The sequence below is a fragment of the Actimicrobium sp. GrIS 1.19 genome, assembly GCF_035984655.1.
In the GTDB taxonomy this organism is placed as follows: domain Bacteria; phylum Pseudomonadota; class Gammaproteobacteria; order Burkholderiales; family Burkholderiaceae_D; genus Actimicrobium.
This window is the reverse complement of record NZ_JAXCHT010000017.1, coordinates 26,002-44,404: the sequence shown is the minus strand read 5'-3', so window position 1 is coordinate 44,404 and position 18,403 is coordinate 26,002. Positions and strand designations below refer to the sequence as shown.

Sequence of the window (18,403 nt, the reverse complement as noted above, 5' to 3'; positions counted from 1 at the left end):
CTTGCGCCGCGCTGCGTGACGCAAGCGAGCTTGATGGATGTCGGGAGAAAAAATGAATACAGGCGATTTGAGCGTCGACGCGTTGCTGGAAAAAGTGCGTGCCTGCACGCTCTGTGCAGCCCATCTGCCGCATGGCGTGCGGCCAGTGTTGCAAGTCCATCCCGCGGCCCGGATTCTGATGGCCGGCCAGGCGCCCGGCAGCAAGGTGCATCAAAGCGGCATTCCCTTCGACGATGCCAGCGGCGAACGTCTGCGCGAGTGGATGGGAATCGACCGCGAGACCTTTTACGATGCCACCCGTATTGCCATTTTACCGATGGGATTTTGCTACCCCGGGACTGGCAAGTCCGGCGATCTTGCACCGCGCACCGAGTGCGCACCGGCGTGGCGCGAGCAGGTGCTGGCGCAGATGCCAAAGATCGAATTGATCCTGCTGATCGGGCAATACGCACAGGTCTGGCACTTGGGGGAACTGAACCAGACCACGCTGACGGCGAACGTGCAGGCGTGGCGCACGCACTGGCCGGCGATGCTGCCGCTGCCGCATCCCAGTCCGCGCAACAATATCTGGCTCAAGAAAAACGACTGGTTTGCCGACGATGTCCTGCCAACGTTGAAGGAACGTGTGCAACAAATTCTGCAGCGCGACTGACATGTGCATCGCTACTGCGGGGGCGGGTAGGTTGGGATGACGATTGGCAGTGATTTGGACGATTCGCATGTAAATCAGGATTTTTGCTTAACAAAGATGCGGATCAATCCCTTATTCTCACTCCTGTCGCTCAACTTGAACGATTCACCCACAAGGAAACTGCCATGACCTATATTGCCCCGCTTAGCCTGACCGAAGCCGATGCCGCCACTGCCGCGACCCTCAACGCCGTCAAGGCAAAAATCGGCATGATCCCGAACCTGTTTGCGACGCTGGCCAAATCGCCAGTTGCCCTGAACAGTCTGCTGTCGCAGAACGACACCATTGCCAAAGGCAAACTGTCAGCCGGCGAGCGCGAAATCATTGCGCTGGCCACCTCGCAAGGCAACGGCTGCCACTACTGCGTGAGCGCACACACGCTGTTGGGAAAAAATGCCGGCCTCAATCCTGAGCAAATTACCGGCGCCCGTTCCGGCAAAGGTAGCGATGCCCGCGGCAACGCCATTGCCGCATTCGCCGCCGCGCTGGTGGCACAACGCGGTCACGTCGATGCTGCCAGTCTGGACCAGTTCAAGGCTGCCGGCCTGTCGGAATCGGATCTGCTGGAAATCATCGCCAACGTCGTCGCGACGACCTTGACCAATTACACCAACAATGTCGCGCGCACCGTGATCGACTTTCCTGTCGTCGATCTGGCACTGGCTGCCTGATCCACTTGCCCTTTTCCCATTTCGGAGACCTGTCATGACCATCATCAAGAAAACACTGTTCGCCATCACTGCCTTCCTGACCTTTGCCGCAGCAACACCGGTCTTTGCCAACCCTGCGACCGACAACATCATCGGCGCTGGCGGCTATGACCTGACGACGTACTTCACCCAGGAAAAACCGCAACGCGGCAATGGCAATCATGTCGCGGAAGTCGACGGCGTGACCTACGTGTTTGCAACCGACGACAACAAAAAGGCATTTCAGGCCAGCCCGGCGAAATTCCTGCCGCACTACGGCGGCTATTGCGCCTACGGCGTGTCGGTCAGCAAGAAATTTGTCGCCGATCCGGAGCAATTCGATATTGTCGACGGCAAGCTGTATTTGAATCTGGATTCCAAAGTGCGCGCCATCTGGCTCAAGAATGTCCCGGGCCGTATTGCCGATGCGAACACCAACTGGAAGTCGATCGCCAACAAGAGGGCGTCCGAGCTGTAATCCACTGCCGGCACGGCTACCCGCTCGTGCCCGGACCTGAAAATGCCCGGCTGATGCATTCCAATGCGCTCAGCCGGGCATTTTCTGCTGCCATCCAGGCGCCTTCAATGGCCGCCGAAAGCAACACCGTATCCATTGTCAAACCGTTATCACCGAAGGCATGCACTGCCGGACTCCACGTCGATCCATCGGCTGCCGGGCAGCGCTCCGGGCCGGCGCGGTATTCATCGCGCGCATAACTCCTATCATGAATTGAAAGTAGCTCTGGGGCAATTCTTTGCCTATCATGGCGATGTTGCGATGCAGCACACTGCGCGCCTTTCAGGAGATTCACATGCTTTCATTAATTCCCTTTGCTTCCCATAAATCCGCTTCGGCCTCGGCGATGTCCGTCGCACAACCGGTGCTGGCCGTGTCGTTCATCGACAAGTGCATCACGGGTGTGAACCACGCCTTCAACGCCCTGGTGGGCAGTCTGGAAGCGGCCGAACGGGCCCAACAGGAAGCCTATCTGTCGCAGTCGACCACCATGGCCGACCTCGAAAGCCGCATGCGCGACCTCGATCGGCAGGAAGGCACGCCGCGTCTGAACATGATGACCGGCATGCACTAACCTGCGCTGCGAAACGTCGGACATCGGATTGTTGCGCTGCATCAGCTGATGCCTGCCGCCAGCGGATGGGTTTGTTCATTCGCGGCAATCTGGCGATCGAGCTTGTCGATCAGCGCGCCGGATTGATCATTGAACTTGCGGGCAAACAGTATTTCACCCTTGCCGTGCTGGCTGTCGTTCTTGCGCCATGCCGTCGTCTGAAACATTGCCAGATGGTGCTCGGCAATATCACTCGGACTGGCCTCGCCGCTGCTCCAGTCGGCATACGTCAGGTTACGCGTGATCCTTGGCATGAAGCGCGAGTTGCCGAGGATGGTCTGGAAAAACGACTCGTCCGGGCAAACGGTGTTCTTGAAAAAGTTAACCAGCGTTGTTTCACGCGCGGCGAAGCGAAGAATGTGCGCGCTGGCAGCGCGCGACAGCGCCCACCAGCTTGAGCCTGCGTACGGCAAGTGTCGCCGAAACGCCGGCACATAGTCGCGCCGCCATGGCGCAATGCCGGTCATCATCAGCGCCTTGCGGCAAGCCCGGAGAATTGGCGACGCGCTGGAACGCAGCCGGTACGTGTACAGCCGCGACAGCGGCTTGCCCGCCGCATCCGCCGGCATGGCGATCAGATTGATGAACTCTGCAGCCGGTGCGTTGCTGAAGAATCGCTCGATGTACGCGCGCGACCGCAGCGGATAGTCCACACCACTCAACAACACGAAACGGTCGAATTGCTCGGCGTCGCCCATCGCTGCCGTCAGCAGCCCAAGTGACGCCTCGACCTGGGAATAGTCACCCCAGAATACCGAGACCCGGTCTTCGATGAAGTGGACGCGCTCCGTTTTCAGCGAGGCAAAGGCCTGGGTATCGGATTTCTTGTCGATATGGATGAAAAAACTGGCAGAACCGGAGGACAACGCGGCGATAAGGCGGCCGAGATGGGTCGGGTTTTCATGGGCAGCAATCAAATAGGCAATTTTCAAGTGGGCTCCTCGGTGGGTGGGGTCGCAGAGAGGGACTGAATTGTTCGGCAATCGGGCGGCACGGCGGGATTGGAACAAGGCAAACCGGGAACATCGGGCTTGAGTGAGCGCCCCTGCAGGGGAAAACGGGTAAGCAGGTACCCGTTAACCGACCTGACCCCAAGTAGATGGTTCACCAATTGTTTGAATAACAAGAAATTCATCGCCATGCCGCGCCAGCGTGGCGCAGTGGAAAGCACCGCCAGACGGGGCGCGTGGCCGTATCAGGGGAATTTACGCAAAAACGTTGCAGTCCGGCTGCAAACATTCATGGTGCGTTCATGGCTCGAGTATCGTGCTGCGCACGCCCAGCGGGGCGCAGCCGACAATCGCTGCGACTCCTGCACTTCGGGCCGACCGACAGAGCAGATGCCATGTGCCTCCGCGCGCTGGCACAAGGCGCCACTTCGGCGCAGCTTGAGCGGCCTCGGCCGCTGCATGTTCTCGATTTTTTACAACCCGCGTTTTCCAGGCGCGGGAACACCAACCTGCCGGTGCCGCATCGCGTTGCGCTTGATGCATTGTTGGCCGTGACGCGCTAGAACTGCTCCCAGTCGTCGCCCGCTTGTGCGCCTGACGCTGCCGCAGTCAAGCGTGCTGTGCTGGCGGCGGGCGGCACTTTTTTGCGTGTCGTCGCTACCGCCACTGCACGGGACGGCGGCGCAATTCTGGCCACGGACCGGGTTGCCGGCGACGCCGCACCACTGGCCGCAGGCATGTCATCGAGCGTGAATACACTCAACACCTGCGTCAGGTTCGACGCATCGACCTGCATTGCCGCTGCTGCGGCGGCGGCTTCCTCAACCAGCGCCGCATTCTGTTGGGTCACCTGGTCCATCTGGCCGATTGCCTGGTTGATCTGTTCGATGCCCGCGCTCTGTTCCTGCGAGGCCGAGGTGATCTCGGCCATGATGGTGGTGACATGCTGGATGCTGTCGACGATCTCTGCCATGGTGGTGCCGGCCTCGCCGACGAGCTTGCTGCCGGCGTCGACTTTTTCGACGGAATCGCCGATCAGCGCCTTGATGTCCTTGGCGGCGGCGGCCGAGCGTTGCGCCAGGTTGCGCACCTCCGATGCCACCACGGCAAAGCCACGGCCCTGCTCGCCGGCGCGCGCTGCTTCGACCGCGGCATTCAAGGCCAGGATATTGGTCTGGAACGCAATGCCGTCAATGACGCCAATGATGTCGACAATCTTGCGGGAAGATTGATTGATCGATTCCATGGTCTCGACCACTTTTGCGACTACCGCGCCGCCCTTGACCGCAACGCCAGACGCAGAAACGATCAGGTGGTTGGCCTGTCGTGCATTGTCGGCATTCTGTTTCACCGTCGCCGTCATTTCTTCCATCGACGAGGCGGTTTCCTCCAGCGCCGCCGCCTGCTGCTCGGTACGGCTGGAGAGTTCCAGGTTGCCGGCCGCGATTTCGCTCGACGCCGTGGCAACCGTCGCGATCACACCCCGCACGCTCGACATGGCGTTCGACAGGACACCGATGGCTGCTTCGAGCGAGATGGCGGCGGTACTGGTGGCGCTGCGGCTTGCCTTGGTGAGATTGACGGTCCCGCTTTCGTCGCCGGCAAGCGCAGCCGCGGTGGCATTCAATTCTGCCGCCTGACTTAGATCCGCATGGAGCAGGATGGCGAGGTACGACAACACCGCGGTTTCGGCGACGACATACCCTGCGTGGATCAACACAATGCCGAAGCTCGGCTTGGTCAGGCAGAGCACGCCGAAGCCAAGCTCTTGCAGATAATTGAAGCCGAGGTGATGCACCGCGATCACTGCAGCCGCGACAACCATGACCGACCAGTCCCGGTAGCACAACAGCATTGCCAGCAGGACAAAAATGCCGAAATGCAGCTCGGGCATGCCGGCGGTCTGGTGAATATGCAACGCCGTCAAGATCATGAGCGCCGTTGCCACAACGTAACCGGTGAATCGCTCGCCACCGGCGGTAAAGATCAGGACGGTAGGAATCAGTGCGGTCGGCAGTCCGATCAGGAGCGCCCAGGTCATCGTGTCATGCAGTCCGGATAACGCCAGGCTCCCAATGAACAGTGCCCAGATAATAAACAGCATCAATCGATTTGCCCGCTCGCGATTCGTGCGCAATGCGTCGTTAATAGCATTCATGATTCCGTCCCGTGGATGTACTGAAAGTGGCTTGTTATCGGCTGGTTCGTCGCTGCGTGGCCATGTCGCGCGGGCGCTCGCTTGCGTCAGGCTCCGAGGTATCGATGGCTGCTCCGGATGGGCATCGGACGCGTCACCGTGCGCTCTTCTTGCGACTCAACCAAGCTACATGATTCCAATAAGAAACACAACTTCCTGAATATTTTTGTGGAAAAAGTATAGTTGCCGACTGAAACGCGTCGTTGGAAGGATGCATCGACGGCAGTGATCAACGCAGAACCGGACCGAAATGACCGTGGGTCGCCATCCGCGTTGCGATGCGTCCCGCCACGCGCGCAGGGCATGTGAAGTGGTGTCGTTATGCTGCCCGGGTGGCGCCGCGGGGCGGGCCAATCGATATCGTCAATTGCCCAGCAGCGCCAGGCTCTGATCCCATTCCCCAGCCCACTCGTGCAAGAAATCATGCGTTTGAAAAGCGCGCTTCAGGTGCGACAGCGGTACCCGATGCACGTCATTCAATCCGAGCGCCAGCGTGACCGGGTTCCACACGATGTTGTTCTTGCCTTTGCGGGTACTGGCCTTGACGCGCGCGCCATCGTCGCCGAAGATGCCGCCGCCAGCGGCGAGGGCCTGCGCCAGGTCGATCCTGACCAGCCCGGCGAAGGCCGCCAGCACCTGATCACGGTGGATGCCGGCGCCGGATTCCTGCGCCGGCGCGATGATCACGTGCGCCGGATTGGCGTCGCGTTCAAGCTGGCGCGCCAGCCGCTCCAGATCCTTCTTCAGGAAACGCAATGCCGCCAGTTCGCGCCGAAAGCCGGGCGGCTTGAGTTGGGTGACGATCTTGTGCACGTCCTTGGTGATGGTGATGCGCACCTCATCGCCGCCGGCGGCGAGCCACGCCGTATCGCTTTCCAGGAAGATGGGCGCCGGATAGCCGCCGTTGGCGTCGCCGAACAGCTCCGGATACGCGGCGTCGTAGTCGAGCCAGACGTAAGGCGTCACGCCGCACTCGATCAGGCGCGCCAGGTTCCATGCGGTGCCGGATTGCTGCGCCAGCCAGTCGCACGCCTGTGCCGTGGTGGCCCGAAAAGGCAGTGGGTTGATGGTCATTTTTCTTTCCCTCTTGTGACGGTTTCCATGGCCGGGATCGTGCGTTCCAGGAAGCGCCAGATGCCCGGGTCATTCATTGTTGCGACGTTGATGCGCATGCGTTGCGACGGCAGTTGGCGCGGCGAGAACAGGCAGCCGGGCGCCAGCAGGTAGCCTTCGTGCATGGCCGCTTCGGTCAGCCGGTTGGTATCGCAACCGGCATCGGCCCACACGAACATGCCGGCGCCGCCGGCGATGTCGACGCGCATGCCAATGCGCTCCAGTTGGCGCGTGGTGCGCTCACGCACCGCATCGAGTTTGCCGCGCAGCCGGTCGACATGCTTGCGGTAATGGCCTTCGGCGAGAATCTTGTACACCATGCGTTCGCCGATTTCGGTGGTGGTCAGGGTCGACAGCATCTTGCGGTCGGACAGATGGATCGCCAGCTCGGGCGAGGTGGCGATAAAACCGACGCGCAGATTGGCCGCCAGCGTCTTCGAAAAGCCGCCCAGGTAAATCACCCGTTGCAGCTGGTCGAGCGCGGCGATCCGGTTGGCGCTGCCGGGATGCATGTCGCAATAGATGTCGTCCTCGACGATGATGAAATCATGTTGTTCGGCCAGCCGCAAGATCTGAAACGCCTTGGCCGCCGTCAGGGAAGTCGAGGTCGGATTGTGCAGTACCGAGTTGATCACATACAGGCGCGGTTTGTGCAGCGCCGCCAGTTCGGCCAGGCGGGCGATGTCGGGGCCATCGGCCAGCCGCGGGATGCCGATCACCTTTGCGCCCATCAGCGCGAACGCGCCGAACATCAGGAACCAGGCCGGATCGTCGACGAACACCGTGTCGCCCGGCTGCAGAAAATGACGCGCCACCAGATCGAGGGCCTGGGTCACGCCCGAGGTGGTGACGATCTGGTCCGGGGTGGCGGCGATGTCGAGTGCCGCCAGCTTCAGTTGCAGTTGCTGGCGCAGCGGCAAGAAGCCTTGCGGCGTGCCGTACTGCAGCAGCAGATTCTGGCTGCCGCGGCTGACCGCGCGCAGTGCCGCGGCGATCATGTCGCCATCGAGCCAGTCATTCGGCAGCAGCCCGCTGCCAGGCATTTTTTGGGGCGGCAGCTGGCGAAACATATTACGCACCAGCCAGACCACATCCAGCTTCGCCGGTGTCGCGCTGCGTGCCGGCGTAGCCATGCCGGCGCTGTTGATGGCGCTGCGCTCGCGCACATAGAAGCCGGACCCGCGGCGCGATTCCAGAAAGCCGTTCGCGACCAGCCGGTCGTAGGCTTCCACCACCGTAAAGCGCGACACCTTGTGCAAGTCGGCGAACTGGCGAATCGATGGCATGCGCGCGCCGGTGCGCAGCAGCTTGTCGTCGATGCGGGTGGCGACCGACTGCACGATCTGTTCCACCAGCGAGGTTCCGCTGTCGCGGGAATACAGGGTGGGTGACACCAGCGCAAGCGCGGCGCCGGCAGGTTGCCGGGAAGTGGCTGTATTGGTCATGGCACCGTGACAGTAGAATGGAATGAGTGATGAATTGTACTGGTACTGTATTGGTCGTGTCGATTAGGATAGAGCTTCTTTGAAAGAGATTCCATGTCCCTGCCCACACTCACCGAACTCAACGCCGCAGCCGCCGTCGTTTATCGCGCCATGCCGCCCACGCCCCAATATTCCTGGCCGCAAGTCAATGCCGCGCTCGGCGCCGAAGTGTGGATCAAGCATGAAAATCACACGCCCACCGGGGCCTTCAAGGTGCGCGGCGGACTGGTGTATTTCGATGGGCTGACACGGCGACTGCCCGAGGTGCGCGGCGTGATTACCTCGACACGCGGCAATCATGGACAGTCGATCGGGTTTGCCAGCCGTCGACACGGCATGCAGGCCACCATCGTGGTCCCGCACGGGAACAGCCGCGAACAAAATGCGGCGATGCGCGCCTTTGGCGTCACGCTGATCGAACACGGCCAGGAATTTCAGGAAAGTCGTGAACACGCCATGCGCCTGGCCGACGAGCGCGGGCTGCACATGATCCCGTCGTTCCATCGCGATCTGGTCAGCGGCGTGGCCAGTTACTGGACCGAGCTGCTGCGCGCGCAGCCTGACCTGCAGACGCTGTTCGTACCGATCGGGCAGGGCTCGGGCATCTGCGCTGCGGTCGCGGCGCGCAACGCGCTGGGTTTGTCGACCCGCATCATCGGCGTCGTCTCGGCCCATGCGCTGGCCTATAAATTGTCCTTCGAACAAAAGCGCAAATGCGAGTCGCCGGTGAGCACCAGGGTCGCCGATGGCATGGCCTGCCGCGTGCCCGACGATGCCTCGCTGGAGATCATTTTCGCGCATGTGGACGAGGTGGTCGCGGTCACCGATACGGAAGTCGCAGCGGCAATGCGGCTGTACTTCGTCGCCACGCACAACGTCGCCGAAGGAGCCGGCGCGGCGGCGCTGGCGGCGGCGCTGCAATTGCGAACACGCATCGCCGGACAGAAAATCGGTTTGCCCCTGTGCGGCGGCAATGTTGACCATGACCAGTTTGCTGCGATACTGGTCGCAGGAGGAAGCACCTGAATGGAACCATTGATCCCGCTGGCCATGTTTGCGTTCGTCTCGTCGATTACTCCGGGGCCGAACAACATCATGCTGACCTCGTCGGGCATCCGCTTCGGATTCCGTCGCTCGGTGCCGCATTTGCTCGGCATTACGTTCGGCTTTGGCGTGATGCTGCTGGTGTGCGCACTGGGTGTCGGTGCGCTGATCCTGGCCGTGCCGGCGCTGCACCTCGGCATGAAGATCGCCGGCTCCGGCTACCTGATCTATCTGGCCTGGCAATTGCGCCGCATCGCTTTCAAGCAGAGCGTCGTGACTGATCAGCGACCCATGACGTTTTTTGCGGCAGCCCTGTTTCAGGCCGCCAATCCGAAGGCGTGGGTAATGGCCGTGACCGGTGTCGCGGCCTTCCTGCCGACGGTGCAGCCGGTGGCGCTGGCCATCGGATTGTTCTGCCTGGTGTTTTGCGCCATCAATCTGCCCTGCGTCAGCGTCTGGCTGGCCGGTGGCTCGGCCTTGCGCCACTATTTGACGCAGCCGAAATGGCAGCGCCTGTTCTGCATCGTGATGGTGGTGTTGACGCTGTATTCGGCGGCGGCGATCTGGTTATGAAAGATCGGCATCGCCGGTCGGTGCAGTGACAGACAGTGAGATAATCGCGGCCTGAACTTTTTCCCTTATTTTGGAGCTTCCCATGTCGGTCTACGCCAAACTCAAAGAACTGAATATCGAATTGCCCGCCGTGGCGACACCCGCCGCTGCTTACGTGATGTACGCCCAGGCCGGCAACACGGTGTTCCTGTCCGGCCATATCGCCAAGAAAGACGGCGCCATCTGGGTCGGTCAGTTCGGCAAGAACATCACCACCGAAGAAGGCAAGCTGGCGGCCCGTTCGGTCGCCATCGATCTGATCGCAACGTTGCAGGCAGCCTGCGGCGGCGACCTGACCCGGGTCAAGCGCATTGTCAAATTGATGAGCCTGGTCAATTCCACCGGCGACTTCACGGAACAGCATCTGGTCACCAACGGCGCCTCCGAGTTGATCGGCGAGTTGTTCGGCGATATGGGCAAGCATGCCCGTTCAGCCTTCGGCGTCGCGCAGATTCCGCTGGGTGGCTGCGTCGAAATCGAAATGATCGCCGAAATCGCCTGAGCCGGATTGATCCACTAAAATGCATCACCGGAAACGGCATTTATCCAATGCCGTTTCTTCCCTGACGGCAGCCACAAGCCCGCCCGACCTCACCTTGCGAGAACAGCATGAAAATCGAAAACCCGAACCCGATCCAGTGGCATTTTGCCGAGCGCGCCCAGAAGCTGCAAAGCTCCGTGATCCGCGAAATCCTGAAGATCACGATGCGTCCCGAAATCATTTCGTTCGCTGGCGGCCTGCCGTCGCCAGCCACCTTCCCGGTGGAACGCATGAAAGCGGCGTTCGACACGGTGCTGTCGAACAATGGCAAGGTGGCGCTGCAGTACGGTCCGACCGATGGCTATCTGCCATTGCGCGAATGGGTTGCCAATTCGCTGTCGATCGATGGCGCGACGATTTCGCCGGAACAGGTGTTGATGGTGTCGGGCTCGCAGCAGGGGCTGGATTTGCTGGGCAAGGTCTTGATCGACGAGGGCAGCAAGGTGCTGGTTGAGACGCCAAGTTATCTCGGCGCCTTGCAGGCATTCTCGGTGTACGGCCCGGAGTTCGTGTCGATCCCCACCGACGATTCCGGTCTGCTGCCGGAAGCGGTCGGCAGCGTCGGCGCGGGCGCACGGTTGCTGTACGCCTTGCCGAATTTCCAGAATCCGACCGGCCGGACGCTGTCGCTCGAACGCCGCGTCGCGCTGGTCGACACCTGCGCCCGGCTTGGCCTGCCGCTGATCGAAGACGATCCGTATGGTTCGCTCAGCTACAACGGCGCGCCGCTGCCAAAAATGCTGACCATGAATCCGAACGGCGTGATCTACATGGGATCGTTCTCGAAAGTGCTGACGCCCGGCATCCGGCTCGGTTACGTGGTTGCACCGCAACCGCTGGTGCGCAAGCTGGAGCAGGCCAAGCAGGCCACCGATCTGCATACCGCGCAGCTGACCCAGATGGTGGTGCACGAAGTCATCAAGGACGGCTTCCTGGCCGAACACATTCCCATCATTCGCGCGCTGTATGCCGACCGCTGTGCGGCGATGCTGGCGGCCCTGACGGAATTCTTCCCGGCGGAAGTAAGCTGGACCAAACCGGAAGGCGGCATGTTCATCTGGGTCACGTTGCCGCAGCACATCGACAGCATGGCGCTGCTTGACGAAGCCATCGCGCAGAACGTGGCGTTCGTGCCCGGCGCACCGTTTTACGCCAACGACCCGCAGCACAACACGCTGCGCCTGAGTTTCGTCACCGTCACGCCCGAGCGCATTCGCGAAGGCGTTGCCAAGCTCGGCAAACTGATCGCGGCCAAGCTGTGAGCGGCGTCGGCCGGCGTCCTGATCGGCCGACATGAAACGCTTCGACGCTGCGCAAACCGCACACGCATTGCCTTACGCCAGACTGGTGCCCGCCATCGCGGTCGCCGCTGGCGAATTGGCAACCAACCGCATTCACGCACCGGAGCGCCAGGTCGTCGGCATTGGCGGGCGCGACGTGCTGCTATGCATGCCGGCGACCGCGCCCGACATCAGCGTTACCAAACTCATCACCGTGCATCCCGATAATCCGATGCGCGGCTTGCCTGCGATTCAGGGCGAGGTGATCGTGTTCGACACCGCCAGCGGACGTCGCCTGGCACTGCTGGATGGTCCCACCGTCACGGCCCGGCGCACCGCCGCAGTCAGCCTGCTCGGGATTGACCGCCTGCTGCCGCGCACACCCGCGACGGTACTCATCATCGGCACCGGCGCGCAGGCGGTCGCCCATGTGGATGCGCTGGTCGAGTACTTCGACGTGCGCCACTTCCAGATCGCGGCGCGCCAACTGGCCAGCGCCGAGGCCTTCTGTACGGCGCTGCGCCAACGCCACCGGCACATCGCCGTCGTCGCGTTGGCCAGCGACACGCTGCACATGCAATTACCCGCCACCGACGTGATCATCGCCCTGACCAGCGCGCGCGCGCCGGTCGTACCGGCACACCTGCCGCCCCACACCCTGGCCATCGGCGTCGGCGCCTTCAAGCCCGACATGGCCGAATTGCCGCCCGCGCTGCTGCAGGCACGTCAGATTATTGTCGACGACCTCGCCGGCGCCCGGCATGAAGCCGGCGACCTGCTGCAGGCGCAGATCGATTGGGCCGCAGTGCGACCGCTGGCCTCGGTGCTGCCGGGCGAATACCGCGACGCCGCGCTCACGCCGGTGCTGAAAACGGTCGGCCAGGCGGCGTGGGATCTGGCTGCGGCGCGGGTTGCGCTGGGTGGGTGAGCGCGTGGGCGTGGCACAACAACTTGCCTGATTTTCGCGGCGATACGTGCTTGATATTGCATCGGCGTGACCTTGATTCGCGGCGACATGACTATCGATTACAAAATAGCGACTCCTTTTTGTAATTGATCGTTCGGCAGGACCGCCTCTGCCGGTGCGACGCGACCGGCAATGTCACGCACACCAGGACCAACTCCCGATTACGCCCGTAAATTGTTTCGCCCACACCGCGGCTCGGCCATGGTCGAGTTCGCCGTGGTCGGGCCGGTCATCACGCTGATGGGCCTGGCCTCGCTGCAATACGGCCTGCTTTTCTTCAACAAGAACCAGCTCAACCACGCCAGCTTCATGGCCGCGCGCGCCGGCAGCACCGGCAACGCCGACATTGACAAGATCCAGCGTGCCTATGCCCAGGCGCTGATCCCGAGTTACGGCGGCGGCACCGACACCGCCAAGCTGGAATCGTCGTTTCAAAAAGCGCTGACCGACGTGCAGAACCATTCCCGCGTCGAGATCCTCAACCCGACCGCAGAGAGCTATGCCGACTTCAACGACAGCGCGCTGCAGAACAGCGAAGGCAAGGGCAAGCGCGTGATTCCGAACGGTGGCCAGGCCTTCAAGTCGGCCGCCGACATCCGCACCAGTTCGGGCCAGAACATTCAGGACGCCAACCTGCTCAAGCTGCGCATCACGATGGGCTATGCGCCGCAGGTGCCGATGATGGGCACGCTGTACCGCAAGGTGCTGAGCTGGATGGACGACGGCAAGGATGCGTTTAACACCGCCTTGCTGCAGGGCGGGCGCATCCCGGTGGTCACGCACGTGGTGATGCAGATGCAATCCAACGCCATCGAAGGACCGACCGTGTCATCGCCGGGCATGGGCAACGGCGGCAAGCCGGTTGATCCCGGCGTGCCGCCGCTGCCCGGCAAGCCGCCGCCAGACTGTGGCGATGCGTTCTGCACTGACCTGCCCGAATCCGGGCCCGAGCTGCCCCCTTCCACCGATCCAGCGCCGGAGCCACCATGCCTGTGACTTTTCTGCGCCGCACGGACGCGCAGCGTGCCGTATTGATCGTCATGCTGATTCTGATGACCCTCACGCAAAGTCTCTCGGCGTGGGCCCAGCAGTCCGGCGTGGTCTGGGAAATCTGCAACCCGCCGCCGGTGTGCTTTGCCACCAAGGCCGCCAAGCAGGCGTGGGCCGAGGCGAATCATTGCCGCTTCATCGAAGACGTCTGCGAGAAAAACCCGGCCAGTGGCGACAACAAGGGTGCCAGCGACGCCGACGCCGGCTTCTGGGGCAGCGCGTGGAGCCAGGTCAAAGATGGACTCGTGTACGGCTATAAATTCGTCAAGGGATTGCTGGCCGGATTGAAGAGTCAGGTGGCCGACCTGTTCGATCTCGTCACCAACCTGGACGAGGTGGTGGCCGGCCTGATCGACCTCGGCAAGGCGTTCTACAACGACCCCAAAGGCACGCTGCAAAAGCTGGGCGAACTGCTGGGCCAGGAAGCCATCGACGCGATCACCAAGGCCACCCAGTGCGGTCCCTACGATCTCGGCAAGGTGATCGGCACCTATGTCAGCCCCGCCACCATGCTCAGGCTGGCGACACGTCTAACCAAATACGGCGGCAAGCTGGCCGAGGCGGTCAAGGCGACCAAGCTGGACCTGGGCTGTTCCAGTTTTGCCGCCGGCACGCCGGTACAAACACCGCAGGGCGCGGTACCCATCGAGCAGATCACAACGGGTGACCAGGTACTGTCGCGCCACGAGCGCAGCTACGCCGACAAGGCCCAGCCGGTAACCCAAACCTTCGGTCGCATCGCGCCCAGCTACCGCGAGCTGCAAACCGAATTCGACACGTTTAAACTCACCGACGAACATCCGCTATGGGTGCAGGGCAAGGGCTGGACGCTGGCGAAGGACGTCACCGACGATGACGTAATCGCCGGCTTGCGCGGTGATGCACTGGTATTGCGCAATACGGCGGTGGCGCAGCCGCTGCGGGTGTACAACTTTAGTGTTGCCAGTACCGAGAATTACTTTGTCGGGGTTGGTGGGGTTTGGGCGCATAACGCCAAGTGCGACATCCTGACAAACCGAACACCACTTTGGACCTCAACAAAATCGCAGTCTTCGGTACAAAATGCGGAACGCCATTTCAAAGACCATGGTGCTGATTTCGGTGCAAAAACCCCTACGGACTACATATTGAAGGCGCAAGAATTTTTGCAAAATCCACCCCCAGGAACATTATCGAAAACGCGCGCTAATGGAGATATATTGAGATTCGATCCAGCAACGGACGCATTCGCCATCATGGATAAATCTGGCGCTCCTCGAACTTTTTATAAACCTGATCCGGCAGTACATGGATACCCAACGAACTTGGATTATTTCAATGCTCAGAAATGAAAAAATATACTGCCGCATATGTGGATATAAAGCTGATGCCCCCCCGTGGGGTGAAGATGGCAATACTCCGCTATTTGAATTTTGCCCGTGTTGTGGCGTGGAGCACGGGTATCAAGATGCCACTCGCATCGCAGTTCTAAATTTTCGAAAAAAGTGGCTCGACAAGGGAATGCCCTGGGACGACGAAAAAGAAAAACCCGTTCAATGGGATCCGGCGTCGCAGCTATTACATGTTCCGCGTGCGTTTAAATAAAGAAATCGCCATGTTCTGAAGGCTTTTAAGAAAAGGATTTGTCATGACCCTGAGCTTCATCCTCGGAAACCTGCTAGGCCGCGCCCTCGTCAGCTACGCGCTGGTCTGGCTGCTGCTGTGGCTGACCAGCCGATTGAATTGGCGTGTCGCGTTCGCGCGCAGCGGGCGCTGGTACAGCGTGCTGGCGGTGGTGCTGATGACGTTGCTGGGCATGGGCGCGGCGGTGGTGCGTGGAGGTGGTGTGTGATGCGTGCCGTGCTGGCCGCGTTGATGCTGGTTGGTGTGAACACTGCCGCGCTGGCGGTCGAGGCAGTCAATCCCGATCGGGCCTTGCGCGAGATGCAGATTCACAAGGTGCCTGAGCTGGGCTTGCAGGTATGGGTGGAAAACCAGCCTGCCTGGGAGGCCGCGTTGAGCAATCCCAACGGCCACCCGAGCTTCGTTGCGCAAAGTCCCGCGACCTACCATCCTCCGACGGTGATGACCTACGCCAGTTGGCCGAAGCTGTCGGTTACCCCGCCGATGCTGCCCGGCGTGGCGACCTCGGCGATTCGGCGCGCCAGCCAGAATTTCGGCCTGAACGCAGGGCAGAGCAGGGGCATTGCGCCACGCCCGGCGACGTATGGAAACCTGCAGGGTTTTGAGGCGAACTTTGCTGGCCGTGCCGACGGCGTGCCGATGGACGTGAGGATCTTCGTCGGTCAGGCGACAGGGAAATTTCCGGTCGTGCTGTGCATTTACACACTGCAAGGCAAGATGGGACAGTTGGGCGAAGTCATTCGCCGGGGTTGGGGCCGCGTCAACTATCTGGCGCCCTGAAGACTGCGGCGGACAACGTCGCAGGGTCTCCTTTCCTGTAACACCGTGTCGTCCGGATTCGCAGCGGCGTTGTCGACGCCATGCGAATCCGGCTGCGATTGCGCGCAACGCCGATTACCTGTAATCCGCCACCAGCTTCGCCCCCCTGACGGCCCTCTGCGCCGTGACCATCAGGTAATACGTGCCGGCCTTCGGTTTGGCGATCTTGATGTTTTCCGTGTTGGTGGTGCTGTCGGCGCGCACATCGTAATCGGTGGTGGTGGGCGCCGTGCCGAATTTGGCCCAGAGATCACCGTCGCCGCTGCCGCCGGATAATTTGAAGGTGAGCTCGCTTTGGCCCGCCGGAACCATGACGTGATAGACGATGCTGCCATTGGTTTTCAGCGTGATGCCCGTCATCGGTGTGGCTTTGGTGAGCGCATTGCCGGCGCTCGGGTGGGTCGCGCAACGCACGCCGACGGCGTCGAAGGCCGTGGTGACGTCAGTCACCGCATAGCCGCGATTGGCGGCGGCGGACTCGACGCCGCAGGCGCCCTGGTCGAAGGTAGAGGTGGTGGTCCAGTACAGGTGATTGGCATCGGCCATCACTTCAAAGGCACGACGCGTATTCCAGCCCGGACGGGTTGCCAGCAGATAGAACGCCTTGTTGTAGACCCCGCTCGAATAGTGCACGTCGAGGTCGCTGGTGTACTGCGCGGCATGGTCGATGGAACGGCCATCCTGGGTGGGATTGGCCATGTAACGCAAGGCGCCGTTGCCCTTGAAGATATCGACCCCGACCTTGAAGTCATTGACGCCGCGCACATAGTATTCGACCGCTTCGCCGGCCATGTCGGAGAACGCTTCATTCATGCCGCCGGATTGGCCGGTGTAGGCCAGTCCGGAATTCTGCTCGGTAAAACCATGGCTGACTTCATGGCCGGAGACGTCGACCGATACCAGCGGATAGAACATCGCCGCGCCGTCGCCAAAGTTCATCGCCGCGCCATCCCAGAAGGCGTTTTCGTACTTGCTGCCGTAATGCACCTTCATCAGCAGTTTCTGACTGATCGGTCGCAAGCCGAGGTAGTCGCGGTACATGTTGAAGACGGCAATGCCGAAATAATACGCATCGTTGATCGGCGAATAGGCACCGTTGATTTCCTTGTACGTATTGCTCGCGCAGGTGAACTTGAAGGGTGTCGTGCCGGTGGTGCCACCGTTCAGGTCGACGGCGGCAACATTGGTGTTGTTCATGGCGCAGCTGCTCGACACCACCAGCGGTCCGAAATTGCTGCCGTATTCGTATTTGCCGGTTTTGGCATTGCCACCCGGGCCGGTGGCATCGAGATGCTGGATGCCCTCCCAGTGCTGCAACACGACGCCGTTGTTGGCATCGATCAGGTAGAACGGACGGCTGGGCTTGACCGGGTCGTGGGTCAGGAACGAGACCAGGTAGACCAGCTGCGCGACGTTGTTGCGGCCCAGGCGCACGTACAGCGTCGACTGGTCATTCTCGGTGACATGGTTCACGCGCGCCTGGGTCTTGGCCAGCGTCAGTGCCTCGGCTGGCGAATAGGTCGGTCTGGTGGCAGGCAAGTCATTGTCGAGATTGCGCAGCAACGCGCCCGACAGCGTCGGCAGCGCTTGCCCGGCAGCGCGGGTCTCGATCACCGCTTCGCCCCACACCGGCACGCCCTGGTGCAATTGCTGGTAGCGCGTGACGACGTTGCCATTGGCATAGGTCCGTGCCCGCAACGGCTGCAATTGTTGCTGGCTCAATCCGAGCAACTCCGCTGCGCCAGCCGGCTGCGCGGCGGTCAGGGCCGCATTGGGTACAAAGCCGTCGAGCACGACGCGCTCGGCGGCCATGACGGCACTGCCAGTGACCAGCACGGCGCACGACAGAATGAGCCGCAACGGATCGATACGGTGAAGAGAGATTTTTTTCATGATGTAGCTGTTTTCCTTTGGGTTGCGTGGGGACGATGTCCCGATAAAGGACCCGGCCACAGGAGGCCAGCCGGATCCGGTACGGAAGGACACTGCACGCACGCCAGCGCGATCCTGCGGCGCACACTTCCGAAAAATTTAACAATTTGCGCTTTCAACGATAGGACTTTTCATTGGAGAAATGCAGAAATGTAAAATTTATTATCCGGAGGCGTGTCGGGAAAACATCGGGGTGTTGAAGCAACATTGTTGTGCTTCAAGCGTGGCGATTCGGAAATACAACGAGGGAATCTGGCTGGTCACGCCAAGGGAGTCGGCAA

General features: G+C 61.3%; 19 protein-coding genes. 13 read left to right on the top strand and 6 right to left on the bottom strand.

Annotated features, from left to right (window positions below; genetic code table 11):
• Positions 1-52: 52 nt before the first annotated feature.
• The 3 genes from RCH09_RS12900 to RCH09_RS12890 all read left to right on the top strand — a co-directional run bounded on the left by RCH09_RS12900 (position 53) and on the right by RCH09_RS12890 (position 1,858).
• Positions 53-652 (top strand): uracil-DNA glycosylase family protein, encoded by a 600-nt coding sequence (locus RCH09_RS12900; RefSeq protein ID WP_326941515.1) that lies wholly within the window; start codon positions 53-55, stop codon positions 650-652.
• Between the two features lie 164 nt (positions 653-816).
• Positions 817-1,362, top strand: coding sequence for a carboxymuconolactone decarboxylase family protein (locus tag RCH09_RS12895; protein WP_326941514.1), 546 nt, complete (start codon positions 817-819; stop codon positions 1,360-1,362).
• A gap of 34 nt (positions 1,363-1,396) precedes the next feature.
• Positions 1,397-1,858, top strand: coding sequence for a YHS domain-containing (seleno)protein (locus tag RCH09_RS12890; RefSeq protein ID WP_326941513.1), 462 nt, complete (start codon positions 1,397-1,399; stop codon positions 1,856-1,858).
• A gap of 16 nt (positions 1,859-1,874) precedes the next feature.
• On the opposite strand, the gene RCH09_RS12885 is transcribed toward RCH09_RS12890, so the two are convergent.
• A complete protein-coding gene (locus RCH09_RS12885; protein ID WP_326941512.1) occupies positions 1,875-2,192 on the bottom strand; it encodes a hypothetical protein in 318 nt (105 codons plus the stop codon).
• On the opposite strand from RCH09_RS12885, the gene RCH09_RS12880 reads away from it, so the two are divergent.
• The gene (locus RCH09_RS12880) at positions 2,193-2,471 is read left to right on the top strand and encodes a DUF3563 family protein (RefSeq protein ID WP_326941511.1); all 279 of its coding nucleotides are present in this window, start codon (positions 2,193-2,195) and stop codon (positions 2,469-2,471) included.
• A gap of 41 nt (positions 2,472-2,512) precedes the next feature.
• Here RCH09_RS12880 and RCH09_RS12875 read toward each other — a convergent pair whose 3' ends face one another.
• The 4 genes from RCH09_RS12875 to RCH09_RS12860 all read right to left on the bottom strand — a co-directional run bounded on the left by RCH09_RS12875 (position 2,513) and on the right by RCH09_RS12860 (position 8,215).
• Positions 2,513-3,442, bottom strand: coding sequence for a beta-1,6-N-acetylglucosaminyltransferase (locus RCH09_RS12875; protein WP_326941510.1), 930 nt, complete (start codon positions 3,440-3,442; stop codon positions 2,513-2,515).
• A gap of 577 nt (positions 3,443-4,019) precedes the next feature.
• Positions 4,020-5,618: a methyl-accepting chemotaxis protein gene (locus RCH09_RS12870; RefSeq protein ID WP_326941508.1), complete on the bottom strand. Its 1,599-nt coding sequence runs from the start codon at positions 5,616-5,618 to the stop codon at positions 4,020-4,022.
• A gap of 402 nt (positions 5,619-6,020) precedes the next feature.
• A complete protein-coding gene (locus RCH09_RS12865) occupies positions 6,021-6,731 on the bottom strand; it encodes a hypothetical protein (RefSeq protein ID WP_326941506.1) in 711 nt (236 codons plus the stop codon).
• Entirely contained in the window at positions 6,728-8,215 is a 1,488-nt protein-coding gene (locus RCH09_RS12860) for an aminotransferase-like domain-containing protein (RefSeq protein ID WP_326941505.1), read from the bottom strand. Before RCH09_RS12860 ends, RCH09_RS12865 begins: the two co-directional genes overlap by 4 nt.
• Before the next feature lie 93 nt (positions 8,216-8,308).
• Between RCH09_RS12860 and RCH09_RS12855 the strand changes: the two genes are divergently transcribed.
• The 9 genes from RCH09_RS12855 to RCH09_RS12815 all read left to right on the top strand — a co-directional run bounded on the left by RCH09_RS12855 (position 8,309) and on the right by RCH09_RS12815 (position 16,151).
• Positions 8,309-9,280 carry a threonine dehydratase gene (locus RCH09_RS12855; protein WP_326941504.1) on the top strand — a complete coding sequence of 324 codons (972 nt, stop codon included), beginning with the start codon at positions 8,309-8,311 and terminating at the stop codon, positions 9,278-9,280.
• Positions 9,281-9,871, top strand: coding sequence for a LysE family translocator (locus RCH09_RS12850; protein WP_326941503.1), 591 nt, complete (start codon positions 9,281-9,283; stop codon positions 9,869-9,871).
• 82 nt (positions 9,872-9,953) lie between these two features.
• Positions 9,954-10,412, top strand: a complete 459-nt coding sequence (locus tag RCH09_RS12845; RefSeq protein ID WP_326941502.1) for a RidA family protein — start codon at positions 9,954-9,956, stop codon at positions 10,410-10,412.
• 107 nt (positions 10,413-10,519) lie between these two features.
• Entirely contained in the window at positions 10,520-11,713 is a 1,194-nt protein-coding gene (locus tag RCH09_RS12840; RefSeq protein ID WP_326941501.1) for an aminotransferase-like domain-containing protein, read from the top strand.
• 31 nt (positions 11,714-11,744) lie between these two features.
• Positions 11,745-12,659: a delta(1)-pyrroline-2-carboxylate reductase family protein gene (locus RCH09_RS12835; RefSeq protein WP_326941500.1), complete on the top strand. Its 915-nt coding sequence runs from the start codon at positions 11,745-11,747 to the stop codon at positions 12,657-12,659.
• 240 nt (positions 12,660-12,899) lie between these two features.
• Positions 12,900-13,694 (top strand): TadE/TadG family type IV pilus assembly protein, encoded by a 795-nt coding sequence (locus RCH09_RS12830; RefSeq protein ID WP_326941499.1) that lies wholly within the window; start codon positions 12,900-12,902, stop codon positions 13,692-13,694.
• Positions 13,685-15,079, top strand: a complete 1,395-nt coding sequence (locus tag RCH09_RS12825; protein WP_326941498.1) for a polymorphic toxin-type HINT domain-containing protein — start codon at positions 13,685-13,687, stop codon at positions 15,077-15,079. Before RCH09_RS12830 ends, RCH09_RS12825 begins: the two co-directional genes overlap by 10 nt.
• Positions 15,080-15,375: 296 nt before the next feature.
• Positions 15,376-15,579: a hypothetical protein gene (locus RCH09_RS12820; RefSeq protein WP_326941497.1), complete on the top strand. Its 204-nt coding sequence runs from the start codon at positions 15,376-15,378 to the stop codon at positions 15,577-15,579.
• Positions 15,579-16,151: a hypothetical protein gene (locus RCH09_RS12815; RefSeq protein ID WP_326941496.1), complete on the top strand. Its 573-nt coding sequence runs from the start codon at positions 15,579-15,581 to the stop codon at positions 16,149-16,151. The genes RCH09_RS12820 and RCH09_RS12815 overlap by 1 nt, the downstream gene beginning before the upstream one ends.
• A gap of 114 nt (positions 16,152-16,265) precedes the next feature.
• On the opposite strand, the gene RCH09_RS12810 is transcribed toward RCH09_RS12815, so the two are convergent.
• Positions 16,266-18,083 carry a M4 family metallopeptidase gene (locus RCH09_RS12810; protein WP_326941495.1) on the bottom strand — a complete coding sequence of 606 codons (1,818 nt, stop codon included), beginning with the start codon at positions 18,081-18,083 and terminating at the stop codon, positions 16,266-16,268.
• Positions 18,084-18,403: the final 320 nt, after the last annotated feature.

Excerpts from the sequence above, each read along its gene's own strand:
- RCH09_RS12855 (WP_326941504.1), top strand. The coding sequence starts at position 8,309 with ATGTCCCTGCCCACACTCACCGAACTCAACGCCGCAGCCGCCGTCGTT.
- RCH09_RS12815 (WP_326941496.1), top strand. The coding sequence starts at position 15,579 with ATGCGTGCCGTGCTGGCCGCGTTGATGCTGGTTGGTGTGAACACTGCC.
- RCH09_RS12895 (WP_326941514.1), top strand. The coding sequence starts at position 817 with ATGACCTATATTGCCCCGCTTAGCCTGACCGAAGCCGATGCCGCCACT.
- RCH09_RS12900 (WP_326941515.1), top strand. The coding sequence starts at position 53 with ATGAATACAGGCGATTTGAGCGTCGACGCGTTGCTGGAAAAAGTGCGT.
- RCH09_RS12835 (WP_326941500.1), top strand. The coding sequence starts at position 11,745 with ATGAAACGCTTCGACGCTGCGCAAACCGCACACGCATTGCCTTACGCC.
- RCH09_RS12840 (WP_326941501.1), top strand. The coding sequence starts at position 10,520 with ATGAAAATCGAAAACCCGAACCCGATCCAGTGGCATTTTGCCGAGCGC.
- RCH09_RS12880 (WP_326941511.1), top strand. The coding sequence starts at position 2,193 with ATGCTTTCATTAATTCCCTTTGCTTCCCATAAATCCGCTTCGGCCTCG.
- RCH09_RS12825 (WP_326941498.1), top strand. The coding sequence starts at position 13,685 with ATGCCTGTGACTTTTCTGCGCCGCACGGACGCGCAGCGTGCCGTATTG.
- RCH09_RS12820 (WP_326941497.1), top strand. The coding sequence starts at position 15,376 with ATGACCCTGAGCTTCATCCTCGGAAACCTGCTAGGCCGCGCCCTCGTC.
- RCH09_RS12890 (WP_326941513.1), top strand. The coding sequence starts at position 1,397 with ATGACCATCATCAAGAAAACACTGTTCGCCATCACTGCCTTCCTGACC.
- RCH09_RS12830 (WP_326941499.1), top strand. The coding sequence starts at position 12,900 with ATGGTCGAGTTCGCCGTGGTCGGGCCGGTCATCACGCTGATGGGCCTG.
- RCH09_RS12850 (WP_326941503.1), top strand. The coding sequence starts at position 9,281 with ATGGAACCATTGATCCCGCTGGCCATGTTTGCGTTCGTCTCGTCGATT.
- RCH09_RS12865 (WP_326941506.1), bottom strand. The coding sequence starts at position 6,731 with ATGACCATCAACCCACTGCCTTTTCGGGCCACCACGGCACAGGCGTGC.
- RCH09_RS12860 (WP_326941505.1), bottom strand. The coding sequence starts at position 8,215 with ATGACCAATACAGCCACTTCCCGGCAACCTGCCGGCGCCGCGCTTGCG.
- RCH09_RS12845 (WP_326941502.1), top strand. The coding sequence starts at position 9,954 with ATGTCGGTCTACGCCAAACTCAAAGAACTGAATATCGAATTGCCCGCC.
- RCH09_RS12870 (WP_326941508.1), bottom strand. The coding sequence starts at position 5,618 with ATGAATGCTATTAACGACGCATTGCGCACGAATCGCGAGCGGGCAAAT.
- RCH09_RS12810 (WP_326941495.1), bottom strand. The coding sequence starts at position 18,083 with ATGAAAAAAATCTCTCTTCACCGTATCGATCCGTTGCGGCTCATTCTG.